The organism is Marinospirillum sp. (assembly GCF_014859565.1).
In genome coordinates, this window is sequence record NZ_JACUUA010000084.1 from 1 (window position 1) to 13,731 (window position 13,731).

The following is a 13,731-nucleotide window of genomic DNA, read 5'->3' on the forward strand; positions in this document are numbered from 1 at the left end:
CAAAATCATTGGACACACCAAAATCATCATCCAGCTCATTGGCTTCAATCGGCTTTTCCAGATCCAGCTCCAGATCCAGTTCTTCCGCCTCGGATTCATCCAGCTCTTCCAGACCTTCCAGTGGATCAACCAAGTCTTCTTCCTGTGTGGGTTCAACTGGTGGTTTACTGGAGATGACTTCATCCAGTTCTGCTTCCAGGCTGTCCAAGTCATCAAAGTCATCGAGACCAAAATCCATCTCTATCGAGGATGGTGCGGGCTGCTCAGAGCGACTGATTGCCTCCGACTCTTCAGAATCAAAAATATCCGCTATAGCCTGGTCATCGTCCAGGTCCAGATCAAGGTTATCCAGATCACCGAGATCCAGCTTTCCCAGATCCAGTTCTCCCAGATCTACATTCAGGGCATTATCACGGTCTGCATCAAACTTGTCTTCAGCTAAAGACTGCACAGGTGCAGCGGCAACAAACAGGGCTGCCAGCTCTGCAACACGACGTATTGCAGATGAGGAAGGTGAACTGGACTCCAATTCAGCACGCTGCTTGTTGAAGGTTTCTTCGTCATTCAACTCAACCAGCACTTCCAGCAACTTGATGCGTAAATCCTCACGTTCAGGTTGTTCAAGCAGTGCACTCTGCAGGTAACCTGCAGCCTGCTCAAGACGACCATAAGCAATAAACATTTCAGCTTCCTGCAAGGCATCACGCGGTTTTTCCTTGCGTTCAGCCGGTTGTTTTTTTTCCGGCTCAGAGCCAGTTACAAGCTCAGTGTTCAGATCGTCAAGATTCAGATCCGAGCTATCCAGATCAGCATTTAAACCTCCATCATCCAACTCCAGCGGGTCAAGATCATCCAGACCTTCAAGCTCATCCAGTGGCTGGGCATTTAAATCCAGATCAAAATCTGACGAGGTGGCATTGTGAGCCGCCAGCATATCGGCTTCCAGATTGGTCTCAGCAGGTTTGGATTGATCACGGGCTGCTTTGAGTTTGCTGCGGGTCGATAACAACGCAAAAAACACTGCCAACAGCAATACCAGCGAACCCGCCAAAGCACCATAAAGAACAGGCTGCTGCTGCATACGACTCATCAGATCCTGATGCATTATTTCAGCAGGCGCAGCAGGTTGTGCCTGTACCGCTGGTTGTGGTGGTGGTGTCATTGCGCCTGATTGAGTCGCACGCTGGGTCAGCTGACGCTCCATATCAGCCAGCTGCTCATCTTTCAGGCGAATCAGCTGTTGCAGGGTGTTCACCTGCTGCTGCATTTCGGTAATTCGTTCTGCCAGCTCATCTTTTTCCCGCTCTGCCAGCTGCAGGCTTTCTTCACTGGCTGATAAACGGCTTTCGAGCTGGTTGATACGCTCTTGCTGTGCACTGCTGACTGGTGGAGTTACCAGCTGCAGATCACGTGGACGAGCTTCCGGGCGCTCAGGGGTGGCAGCCGGAGCTGTATCCATCGAAGGGCGCGGGGTTGGTCTGATATCTGCCACAGGTGCCGGACGGGAAGGTGCCTGATCCCGACTGGCAACCCAAACCTGATTCTGGCGACGCACTTCCTGTTCCGCCTGCAAAGCGGTGCGGCGCATCATGGCGGCAGCTGTTGGAATCACCAGAGTGGAACCTGACTCCATTTCGTTGATATTACCGCTAGGGAAAGCTCGGGGGTTGGCATCACGAATCGCCAGCATGGCCTGTTTGATGGTGATGTTGTTGTTTGGTCGGGTTGTACGGGCAATACTCCAGAGGGTATCGCGGGAACCAACCTGTACTCGTCGCTGTCCAGTTGGTGTTGCAGTGGTGGCTGCAAACGCAGTACGCAGCTCTTCTGCTGTTAGCATTGCTGATTGCAATTGTAACGGAGAACTTGCGTTCACCGCCGCCAGGCTAAGGGGTAGCGTCATAACACCTGCCGCTAGCCCAGCCACCCACCAAGAACGCCCACCGGTTAACTTCCTCTGCATACCCTGCCCCGTTACTTTATCGTTCCGCCTGTAGAAAAAACCATTTTTCCTACAATTTCATAGATACGGCGTTTTTAACAGTTTTTCTGTGCTTTGTCATCGGTCATTTGCAAAAACGGCAGCCGTAGCTGCCGTTTTTAATGCTTTGGTATCAATTAATGTTCCAACAGGATACGCAGCATACGACGCAGCGGTTCAGCCGCACCCCACAACAGCTGATCACCCACAGTGAAGGCTGAAAGATATTGTGACCCCATGTTCATCTTGCGCAGACGACCCACAGGAACCGTTAAGGTGCCAGTCACGGCAGTCGGACCCAAATCACGGATGGATGCATCCCGCTCGTTGGGAATCACTTTCACCCAGTCATTGTGAGCCGCCAGCAGACCGTGGATTTCATCCAGGGGGACATCCTGCTTGAGTTTGATGGTGAATGCCTGACTGTGACAACGCATAGCACCAATACGCACACACAGGCCATCAATTGGCACCGGATTGGTCGACAGACCAAGGATCTTGTTGGTCTCAACATGACCTTTCCACTCTTCCTTGCTTTGGCGGCTATCCAGCTGTTTGTCGATATAAGGAATTAGACTACCTGCCAGAGGTACACCAAAGTTGTCGGTCGGGAAGTCAGCCGAGCGCATCGCAGCGGCCACCTTGCGGTCAATATCCAGAATGGCGGAAGCCGGATCAGCCAACTCAGGTGCCACGGCATCACGCAGCGTACCCATCTGGTTCAGCAGCTCACGCATATTCTGGGCGCCGGCACCGGAAGCCGCCTGATAGGTCATGGAGGTCATCCATTCCACCAACCCCTTCTCAAACAGGCCACCCAGACCCATCAGCATCAGGCTGACGGTGCAGTTGCCACCCACAAAGGTTTTTACGCCAGAAGTCAGGCCAGCATCAATCACCTTGCGGTTGACCGGATCCAGCACAATGATGCTTTCATCCACCATGCGCAGGCTGGATGCGGCATCAATCCAGTAACCCTGCCAACCAGCCGCACGCAGCGGGCCGTAAACTTCGTTGGTGTAGTCACCACCCTGACAGGTGAGCACCACATCCAGTTTTTTCAACACATCCAGATCAGTGGCACTTTGCAGCGGCTGACCATCCGGGCCAGGTTTACCGGCCTGAGAGGTAGTGAAATACACCGCTTCAATCAGATCAAAATCTTTTTCTTGCTGCATCCGCTGCATCAGTACCGAGCCGACCATTCCGCGCCAGCCCACCAAACCTACAGTCAATTTTTTCATGGAATTCTTTTGTTCCTCCTGTTGCTATCAGAGTGCTTTTAACGCTTTGACCACCGCATTACCCATCTGGGCGGTGCCGACCTTGGTCATGCCTGCAGACACTATATCAGCGGTACGCAGCCCCTGATCCAGCACATCACTGACAGCCTGTTCAATTTTTCCTGCCAGTTCACCTTCACCGAAGGAATAACGCAGCATCATTGACACCGACAGAATGGTCGCCAGCGGGTTAGCGACTCCCAGTCCGGCGATATCCGGTGCTGAACCGTGGCAGGGCTCATACATGCCCTTGGCGTTGGCATCCAGTGAAGCGGAAGGCAGCATACCTATGGAGCCGGTCAGCATCGCCGCTTCGTCCGACAGGATGTCACCGAACATGTTGCCGGTCACAAGCACGTCAAACTGCTTGGGCGCACGCACCAGCTGCATGGCGGCGTTGTCCACATACATGTGCGACAACTCTACATCGGGATAATCTCGACCCACTTCTTCCATCACATCACGCCACAGCATGGTGACTTCCAGCACGTTGGCCTTATCCACCGAACAAACACGCTTATTACGCTTGCGTGCCATTTCAAAAGCCACCTTGCCGATGCGACGAATTTCACTTTCGGAATAAACGTAGGTGTTAAAACCTTCTTTTTCACCATTTTCCAGCTCACGAATACCACGCGGCTGACCAAAATAAATACCACCGGTCAGTTCACGCACAATCATGATATCCAGACCGGACACCACTTCTGGCTTCAGACTGGACGCATCCGCCAGTTGCGGGTAGAGAATCGCCGGGCGCAGGTTGCCAAACAGACCCAGCTGCTTGCGAATACCCAGCAGACCACGCTCCGGACGCTTGGAGATATCCGGCAGCTTGTCCCACTTGGGACCACCCACCGCACCCAGCAGAATCGCATCAGCCGCCTTGGCTTTTTCCAGCGTCTCCGGTGGCAGTGGCTCACCAGTGGCATCAAAACCTGCACCACCCACCAGACCTTCTTCCCAGCTGACATCCAGACCGAATTTGTCACGGCAAATTTCCAGCACCTTCACTGCTTCGGCAGTAATCTCAGGACCAATACCATCACCGGGTAAAACCAGAATCTTCTTGCTCATGTGTTTATCTCTCAAAGTTAATCTCTAATTTATCGCCAAGCCAGAAAGCCGCGGCAAGGTTGCCTGTGTGAGCGAGGCAGGACGCCGGCAGCTTTCGCTATCCCTGCTCACGCTGCATTCGAGCATCCATGCACATCAGCGCAGGTGTCTATTCAGGACAGAATAGCCACCTGAAAAACAGGCTGCCTTGCAAAGCGGCAGATGATCCTTCACTCAAGAAAATATCCAGGGCGTATATGCCGCCTGCTTGGCTTCATAAGCCTTGATGGCATCTGCATCCTTGAGGGTAATGCCAATATCATCCAGTCCCTCAATCAGGCAATGCTTGCGGAACGGATCCATTTCAAAGCTCAGAACCTCACCAGAGGGTGTGGTGACCGTTTGTGCAGGCAGGTCGATCAGCAGGCGATAGTCCTCGCTGGCATTCACCTCATTAAACAGGCGATCTACGGTATTTTCATCCAGCTGGATCAACAACAGGCCGTTCTTGGGCGCATTGTTGAAGAAAATATCCGCAAAACTGGGTGCAATCACGGCACGAAAACCATAGTCCACCAACGCCCAGGGCGCATGCTCCCGTGAAGAACCACAACCAAAGTTCTTACGCGACAACAACACTTCACTGCCCTGAAAACGCGGCTGATTCAGAATAAAATCAGTATTCAGCGGACGATGACTGCAATCCTGCCCCGGAAAACCTTCGTCCAGATAACGCAACTCATCAAACAGATTAGGACCAAAGCCGGTACGTTTGATGGACTTCAGAAACTGCTTGGGAATAATCAGGTCGGTATCCACATTGGCGCGATCCAGCGGCGCAACCAGACCATTTAACTGGGTAAATTTTTGCATTGCTTATCTCCTGCCTCAGAATTCCCGGACATCCACAAAATGACCGGCGATTGCCGCTGCCGCTGCCATGGCCGGGCTGACCAGGTGGGTGCGTCCGCCATAACCTTGCCGACCTTCAAAGTTGCGGTTGGAGGTGGATGCACAGTGTTCACCCTGCCCCAGTTTGTCGGCATTCATCGCCAGACACATGGAGCAACCTGGCTCACGCCATTCAAAACCGGCTTCGATAAAAATTTTATCCAGCCCTTCTTCTTCCGCCTGTTGTTTCACCAGACCGGAACCAGGCACCACCAGCGCCTGTTTCAGGCTGGCAGCCACTTTACGGCCTTTGGCCACTTCAGCCGCAGCACGCAGGTCTTCAATGCGTGAATTGGTGCAGGAGCCGATAAAAACCCGATCCAGCTGGATATCAGTAATCGCCTGATTGGGTTTTAATCCCATGTATTTCAAAGCGGATTCCCAGCTTTTGCGCAGGTTTTCATCACCTGCACTGGCGGGATCAGGAACACGACCATTCACCGCCACTACCATCTCTGGTGAAGTGCCCCAGCTGACCTGAGGTGCAATGCTGGCGGCATCCAGTGTTACCACCTTGTCAAACACGGCATCTACATCACTATGCAGGGTTTTCCAGTAGGCCACCGCCTGTTCCCATTGTTCACCCTTGGGTGCAAAAGGACGGCCTTTAACATAATCCAGAGTGATCTGGTCACAACCCACCAGACCCACACGGGCACCGGCTTCAATTGCCATGTTGCAGATGGTCATACGGCCTTCCATCGACAGATTGCTGATGGCTGAACCAGCAAATTCCATCGCATAACCCGTACCACCGGCGGTACCGATTTCACCTATCACGGCCAGAATGATGTCCTTGGCGGTGACACCGGGCTGCAGTTCACCATCCACCTGGATCAGCAGGTTTTTCATCTTGCGCTGAATCAGACACTGGGTAGCGAGTACATGCTCCACTTCCGAGGTGCCAACCCCGTGTGCCAGTGCCGCAAAAGCACCATGAGTGGCGGTGTGGGAATCACCGCACACCAGCGTCATGCCCGGCAGGGTTGCGCCCTGCTCCGGGCCGACCACATGCACGATGCCCTGACGCAGGTCGTTGATCTTGAATTCGGTGATGCCAAACTCGTCGCAGTTGTCATCCAGCGTCTGCACCTGAATACGCGAGGTTTCGTCTTCGATACCACTGACCCCCTGCGCACGTTCTTTCAGGGTGGTGGGGACGTTGTGATCCGGTGTTGCCAGGTTGGCATTCAGACGCCAGGGTTTGCGATTGGCCAGACGCAGGCCTTCAAAAGCCTGGGGCGAAGTCACTTCGTGCAGCAGGTGGCGGTCGATGTAAATTAGTGCGGTGCCATCATCACGCTGTTTGACCAGGTGGGCATCCCAGAGTTTGTCGTACAGGGTTTGAGCCATATTTTGTTCTCCTCAAGACTGAGCCTTTGGCGACTCTTGCCAACATCTTAACGCCCGTGATTCAATAAAACCAATTCATCCTTATCATAATCAACATAACAGCTTGGAATAGATAGACAGATAGAATGGACATTCAATCCTTGCAGGCTTTTATTCAGGTGGCCGAAAAAGGCTCTTTTTCCCGTGCCGGTCATGGGCTGCACATCACCCAACCCGCGGTCAGTAAACGTATTGCCAGCCTGGAAGATCAACTGAACCAGAAGCTGTTTGATCGTATCGGACGCAGCATCACCCTGACCCAGGCTGGAGCGGCATTATTACCTCGCGCTCGTCGACTGTTGGTGGATCTGGAGGATACCCGTCGGATGCTTGCCAATCTCAGTGGGGAAATCCAGGGCTCACTGATTCTGGCCACCAGTCACCACATTGGCCTGCATCGTCTGCCACCTTTGTTGAAAAGTTTCACCCAGGCTTTTCCGCAGGTCAAACTGGACATGCGTTTTCAGGATTCCGAGCAGGCTTATGCTGGGGTGGTAGCCGGTGACCTGGAGCTGGGTATTGTCACCCTGGCACCAGTGCCTGATCCATCACTGGTGGTGGTGCCGGTTTGGGTGGATCAACTGCGCTTTGTAGTCGCCAAGGGTCACCCGTTAAGTCGGCTGCACAGCTTGCAACTGGATGACCTGACTCACCATGATGCAGTACTGCCAGGTCAGCAGACTTTTACACGCGGTATTGTCGAGCGGGTGTTCCGGGAACAGGATCTGGAGCTGAATGTGACCCTGTCCACCAACTACATGGAAACACTGAAGATGATGGTGTCCATCGGGCTGGGCTGGAGCTTACTGCCGGAAACCCTGATTGATGACAGCCTGGAAGTGCTGAACCTGGATCACCCACCCATCACCCGACCCCTGGGTTTTCTTTACCACCGCGAACGCACCCTGTCGAATGCTGCCCGTCAGATGATCCAACTGCTGGAGCAGGAGAAAAACCTGCCTCAAGCCTGAATAAGCAACTGCCGGAACTCGATTTCAGGTAGGGGTTTATAATAAAGAAAACCCTGTGCCAGCTGACAACCCATCTCACGCAACTGATCCGCCTGAGACTCTTCCTCCACGCCCTCAGCCACTAAACTCAAGTTCAGATTCTGCGCCAGCTGCACGATAGTTTTTACGATACTCAGACTCACTGCATCCTTGCCCATATCCTGTATAAAAGAGCGGTCAATCTTCAGCGTGGTCAGGGGTAACTTGCGTAAATAAGACAAACTGGAATAACCAGTACCAAAATCATCGAGCGCAATCCTGAAGCCTTTTTCCTTCAAGCGCATCAGACTACTGAGTGCTCGCTGCTCGTTTTTCATCAGCCCGGTTTCAGTGATTTCCAGCTCCAGCGATTCACGGCACAAACCATGCTTACCAACCAGTTGTTCCAGCCAACCGGGGAAACCTTCTCGTTCCAACTGATAAACTGAAAGATTTACAGCAATTCGAGGTAACTGATAACCGGCATCACGCCAGCGCACCAGCTCTGCACAAGCCTCCTCCAAAACCCAAGCACCAATATCCACAATCAAGCCGGACTCTTCGGCCAGCGGAATAAATACCGCCGGTGACAAAGGCCCCAGCTCGGGATGACACCAGCGCAACAGGGCCTCAGCACCGTAAACCTGGCTATCGACCAACTTAAACTTGGGTTGATAATGCAGACTCAAGCCACCACCCTTGATGGCACTGTGCAGCGCCTGTTCCAGTTTTAACCGATCACGTGCCTCACGGCTCATGGCGTGATCAAAATAACGGAAGGTATTACGACCGGAATTTTTTGCCTCGGTCAAAGCTGCCTGTGCATTTACAAACAACTCACCGGCATCACGGGCATCCTCAGGGAAAAAAGCCACACCGATGGATGGACTCATGGTGACTTTATGTTCTTGCAGGTCAACCTCCTGCTGGAGCAGAATTTTGATCTCATCCGCCAGCTGACTGATGTCATGTAGGGAGTCATAGTCTTCCACCAGCACTGCAAATTCATCAGCCCCCACTCGCACCAGTGTGTGGGCCTCATCAGTCTGCTTGCGTAGCAGTTCACTCTGATGGCGAATCAGCCGATCACTCCAGCTGTGCCCCAGGCTTTCGTTAATTAACTGGATACGTCCCAGATCAATCAGCAACAGCGCCAGCTGTTCATTTTGTTTGCGAGCCTGGCGCACAGCATGGCGCAAGCGCTCAGTTAACTGATGACGATTACCCAACCCGGTCAGTGGATCATGGTAAGCCAGATGCCGTATCTCAGCATCCTTGGCGCGCAGCTCACTCAGATCATGAAAAATCGCAATATAGTTTTCAATAACACCACGGGCATTACGCACACAGTTGATGGATAACCACTGCAGGTACACACTGCCATCTTTACGACGGTTCCATACCTCACCCTGCCAACAATCCGTATCCGTAATACTCTGCCACATGGCATCATAAAAGGCTTGATCGTGATGCTCTGACCGAAGCAGTCGTGGTGTTTGTCCGAGGACTTCTTCTGCGCTGTAACCGGTGATTTCCGTGAAAGCGGTGTTAATTTGCTGCACTCTGGCACGCCCGTCCGTGACCATAATGCCTTCAATCGTATTTTCAAACACCCGCATCGCCAATCTTTGCTGAGACTCCAGAGCTTTCCTGCGGCGCAAGTCACGTGCAATACCTGTCATCCACTGCAACTCACCAGCCTCATCAAGATGCGGAATCATAATCAGCTGGACAGGAAAAACTTCACCGGCCAGGTCACAAAACTCCAGCTCACCCTCCCAGCGCTGCCCCTGACCGATGAACTCGGGGAAAACTGTTTCATGGAGTAACTGATAAGCATGATCCGGATGCAAATCACGCACATATACCGGCTCACGATCCAGATCGAGAGCAGTAGAAATACCGAGCAAACTGCGACCGGCTAGATTGATGTAAAGCAATCGCTGATCAACCGAGATAGTGGCAATCATCTCGCTGGCGGCTTCAAGAATCGCTTGCTGACGACTAGAGGTTAAAAAACTCAAAACAAACATCCCTATTGGTCAGGTTATGTTAAACCAGCACCACACTGGACTTACTCCTTAGATTAGATGCGCAACAAAAAAATAACAATACGTAACAAGCGAATTTCGGTTGTTAATTGTTTGGCGCAAGAATCAGAAAATTTCACTTTACGTTAACGTCAACTTACCCTAGAGTTCAAGTTACAGATTAAAGCGCTACAAATCATAAGAAAAACGCTATTTTTTTGAGCCAATCAGCAGAGGAAAACAACACATGCAATCCATTTTCAAAGACATGAACTTCGGCCTCGACGATGAACTGAACATGCTGCGTGAACAGGTGAATGCCTTTGCCGCTGCAGAAATTGCCCCTCGTGCTGCCGAGATCGACAAAAACAACGAATTCCCCAACGACCTCTGGAAAAAATTCGGTGACATGGGTCTACTCGGCATCACCGTATCAGAAGAGTTTGGTGGTTCCGGCATGGGTTATCTGGCGCACTCGATTGCCATGGAAGAAATCTCCCGCGCCTCAGCCTCGGTTGGCCTGTCTTACGGCGCCCACTCCAACCTGTGTGTTAACCAGATCAAACTGAACGGCAACCAGGCGCAGAAAGAAAAATACCTGCCCAAACTCTGCTCCGGTGAACACATTGGTGCACTGGCCATGTCCGAACCCAATGCCGGTTCGGATGTGGTGAGCATGAAGCTGCGTGCTGAAAAGAAAGGGGATCAGTACATCCTCAACGGCAACAAAATGTGGATCACCAACGGCCCGGATGCCCACACCTATGTTATTTATGCCAAAACTGATGTGAATGCAGGCTCCAAGGGCATTACTGCTTTTATTGTTGAGCGTGACTTCCCCGGCTTCTCCCGACACCAGAAACTCGACAAACTGGGTATGCGTGGCTCCAACACCTGTGAACTGGTGTTTGCAGACTGCGCTGTACCGGAAGAAAACGTGCTGGGTGAAGTGGGCAAGGGTGTTCGTGTACTGATGAGCGGCCTGGACTACGAACGCACCGTGCTAGCCGCTGGCCCCATTGGTATCATGCAAGCCGCGATGGATGTGGTGGTGCCTTACATCCACGAACGCAAGCAGTTTGACCAGGCCATTGGTGAATTCCAGCTGGTACAAGGCAAAATTGCTGACATGTACACCACCATGACTGCCTGCCGCGCTTACCTCTATGCCGTGGCCCGCTGCTGCGACCGTGGCGAAACCAGCCGTAAGGACGCAGCCGGTGTGATCCTCTACTGTGCGGAAAAAGCCACCCAGGTAGCACTGGATGCCATCCAACTGCTCGGCGGCAATGGCTACACCAACGAATACCCAACAGGCCGCCTGCTGCGTGATGCCAAGCTGTATGAAATCGGCGCCGGCACCAGCGAAATCCGCCGCATGCTGATTGGCCGCGAGATTTTTACTGAATCCCGTTAATCAACTGTAGATAGCAGACGACCGACACAGCAAACCTGGACACGCACCACTTTAAATCGTCGGCTCTTGCAGATAACGAGCTGATGACAGGATTGGGTGAACCGGGACCGTCTGATGCCATGGATGGCATCAGCCGAGCCTACAAGGATGTATTCATGGCGTGTCCCGGTTTGCTCAACCTGTCAGATCAGCCTTCCAAGAGATACACCTAAAGGATCACCAGCATGAGTGTGATTAAATCGCAGATCAACACCCGCACGCCGCAGTTTGCTGAAAATGAAGCGGCCATGCGCAGCCTGATCGAAGACCTGCACCAGAAACTCGAACAGGTCAAACAGGGTGGCGGCGCCAAGGCGCAGGAACGTCACCTATCCCGTGGCAAACTGCTGCCGCGTGAACGCATTGAACGCCTGCTGGATCAGGGTGCGCCCTTTCTCGAATTCTCCCAGCTCGCTGGCTGGGAGGTTTATGACGACTTTGTACCCAGCGCAGGCATCATCACCGGTATTGGCCGGGTGTCTGGTGTTGAGTGCATTATTGTTGCCAACGATGCAACCACCAAAGGCGGCACCTACTACCCGCTGACGGTGAAAAAACACCTACGCGCCCAGGACATTGCCCGTAAAAATCGCCTGCCCTGTATTTATCTGGTGGATTCCGGCGGTGCCAACCTGCCCAATCAGGATGAAGTCTTCCCCGACCGCGATCACTTTGGCCGTATTTTCTACAACCAGGCCAACATGTCCGGTGATGGTATCCCACAGATTGCTTCGGTGATGGGTTCTTGCACCGCGGGTGGTGCTTATGTTCCGGCCATGGCGGATGAATCCATCATTGTTAAGGAACAAGGCACTATTTTCCTGGCCGGACCACCGCTGGTCAAAGCAGCTACCGGTGAAGTGGTGACCGCAGAAGACCTGGGCGGTGCCGATGTACACGCCAAGGTTTCCGGCGTAGCCGATCACTATGCCCTGAACGACGAGCATGCCCTGCAGCTAGTACGTCGTGCCATTGCCCGCCTCAACTGGCGCAAACTCGGTGAGCTGGACATCCAGCCCTCTCGTCCACCGGTTTATGACCCGGAAGAAATCTACGGCATTGTGGGCACCGACCTGCGTAAACCTTTTGATGTACGTGAAGTGATTGCCCGTGTGGTGGATGCCTCCGAATTTGACGAGTTCAAACGCTGGTATGGTGAAACCCTGGTCACCGGCTTTGCCCGCATCCACGGCTACCCGGTGGGTATCGTGGCCAACAACGGCGTGCTCTTCTCCGAATCCGCTCAGAAGGGTGCCCACTTTGTAGAGCTCTGCTGCCAGCGTGGCATTCCGCTGGTATTCCTGCAGAACATCACCGGTTTTATGGTGGGTTCACGTTATGAACATGAAGGCATTGCCAAACATGGCGCCAAGATGGTGACTGCGGTGGCTTGCGCTCAGGTGCCTAAATTCACAGTACTCATCGGTGGCAGTTTTGGTGCCGGTAACTACGGCATGTGCGGTCGCGCCTACGACCCCAACTTCATGTGGATGTGGCCCAACGCCCGCATCTCGGTGATGGGTGGTGAACAAGCCGCTAACGTACTGGCACAGGTCAAGCGTGAACAACACGACCGCAACGGCACCGAATGGGCCAAAACGGACGAAGACGCTTTCAAGAAACCCGTGCGTGAAATGTATGAACATCAGGGTCATCCTTATTACGCCAGCGCACGTTTGTGGGATGACGGCATCCTTGACCCGGTACAAACCCGTGACACCCTGGGACTGGCGATATCCGCCTCACTGAACGCTGCCATCAAACCGACACGTTTCGGCGTGTTCCGCATGTAAGGAGAGCGCCATGACTCAAACCACTGACCTGCAACATGCTCAGCTGGATCTCGATCCGCGCGGTGTGGCCTACCTGACCCTGAACCGTCCGGAAGTGCACAACGCCTTTGATGATCACCTGATTGCCGAACTGCTGGACAAACTCCGGCAGGTACGCGAAGCCGATGCCCGTGTGCTGGTATTCCGTTCACTGGGCAAAAGTTTCTCCGCCGGTGCTGATCTCGGCTGGATGAAACGCATGGCCAGCTACAGCAAAGCCGAAAACAAAAAAGATGCCCAAGAGCTGGGACACCTGATGCACGAACTCGACACCCTGCCCTGCCCGACCCTCTGCCGGGTACAGGGTGCGGCTTACGGTGGTGCGGTCGGACTCGCTGCCTGCTGCGACATTGTTGTTGCCAGTGAAAAAGCCCGCTTCTGCCTGTCCGAAGTCAAAATTGGCCTCTCCCCTGCAGTGATCAGCCCCTACGTGATCCGTGCACTGGGACAACGCGCCATGCGCCGTTATGCCATGACGGCGGAAGTCATCACCGTCCACAAGGCACACCAACTGGGATTAGTGCATGAAGTGGTCAGCGAAGACGCGCTCGACGGACAAATCGAAATCCTGGTCGAAACCCTGCTGGCCAACAGCCCGCAGGCCGTGGCTCGCACCAAACAACTGGTGCACTACGTCGCCGACCGACCGGCAGACGCCACCACCCAGGACTACACCACCGACCTGATCGCCGAAATCCGCGTATCTGCAGAAGGGCAGGAAGGACTCAACGCCTTCTTTGAAAAACGTGCACCCGGCTGGCAAG

At 53.4% G+C, this 13,731-nt stretch carries 10 protein-coding genes; 4 read left to right on the forward strand and 6 right to left on the reverse strand.

Annotation, left to right across the window (positions count from 1 at the left end; genetic code table 11):
• From IBX50_RS11375 to leuC, 5 genes are all read right to left on the reverse strand, one after another.
• Positions 1-1,903: FimV/HubP family polar landmark protein (locus tag IBX50_RS11375; protein WP_292255950.1), on the reverse strand; the 1,903-nt coding region annotated here is incomplete at its 3' end.
• Positions 1,904-2,118: 215 nt separating this feature from the next.
• Positions 2,119-3,225: an aspartate-semialdehyde dehydrogenase gene (asd, locus tag IBX50_RS11380; RefSeq protein WP_292255951.1), complete on the reverse strand. Its 1,107-nt coding sequence runs from the start codon at positions 3,223-3,225 to the stop codon at positions 2,119-2,121.
• Between the two features lie 27 nt (positions 3,226-3,252).
• Positions 3,253-4,338 carry a 3-isopropylmalate dehydrogenase gene (gene leuB / locus IBX50_RS11385; RefSeq protein WP_292255953.1) on the reverse strand — a complete coding sequence of 362 codons (1,086 nt, stop codon included), beginning with the start codon at positions 4,336-4,338 and terminating at the stop codon, positions 3,253-3,255.
• A gap of 213 nt (positions 4,339-4,551) precedes the next feature.
• The gene (gene leuD, locus IBX50_RS11390) at positions 4,552-5,190 is read right to left on the reverse strand and encodes a 3-isopropylmalate dehydratase small subunit (protein ID WP_292255954.1); all 639 of its coding nucleotides are present in this window, start codon (positions 5,188-5,190) and stop codon (positions 4,552-4,554) included.
• 15 nt (positions 5,191-5,205) lie between these two features.
• Positions 5,206-6,621, reverse strand: coding sequence for a 3-isopropylmalate dehydratase large subunit (leuC, locus tag IBX50_RS11395; RefSeq protein WP_292255956.1), 1,416 nt, complete (start codon positions 6,619-6,621; stop codon positions 5,206-5,208).
• Between the two features lie 125 nt (positions 6,622-6,746).
• On the opposite strand from leuC, the gene IBX50_RS11400 reads away from it, so the two are divergent.
• Positions 6,747-7,631: a LysR family transcriptional regulator gene (locus IBX50_RS11400; protein ID WP_292255958.1), complete on the forward strand. Its 885-nt coding sequence runs from the start codon at positions 6,747-6,749 to the stop codon at positions 7,629-7,631.
• Here the strand turns inward: IBX50_RS11400 and IBX50_RS11405 are convergent.
• Positions 7,622-9,673, reverse strand: a complete 2,052-nt coding sequence (locus tag IBX50_RS11405; RefSeq protein WP_292255960.1) for a bifunctional diguanylate cyclase/phosphodiesterase — start codon at positions 9,671-9,673, stop codon at positions 7,622-7,624. The genes IBX50_RS11400 and IBX50_RS11405 overlap by 10 nt on opposite strands.
• 253 nt (positions 9,674-9,926) lie before the next feature.
• Here IBX50_RS11405 and IBX50_RS11410 point away from each other — a divergent pair, with 253 nt between their 5' ends.
• From IBX50_RS11410 to IBX50_RS11420, 3 genes are all read left to right on the forward strand, one after another.
• The gene (locus IBX50_RS11410; RefSeq protein WP_292255961.1) at positions 9,927-11,096 is read left to right on the forward strand and encodes an isovaleryl-CoA dehydrogenase; all 1,170 of its coding nucleotides are present in this window, start codon (positions 9,927-9,929) and stop codon (positions 11,094-11,096) included.
• A 224-nt stretch (positions 11,097-11,320) separates the two neighbouring features.
• Positions 11,321-12,928 carry a carboxyl transferase domain-containing protein gene (locus IBX50_RS11415; RefSeq protein ID WP_292255963.1) on the forward strand — a complete coding sequence of 536 codons (1,608 nt, stop codon included), beginning with the start codon at positions 11,321-11,323 and terminating at the stop codon, positions 12,926-12,928.
• 10 nt (positions 12,929-12,938) lie between these two features.
• Positions 12,939-13,731 (forward strand): enoyl-CoA hydratase/isomerase family protein (locus tag IBX50_RS11420; protein ID WP_292255964.1); only part of this gene is annotated, 793 nt, incomplete at its 3' end.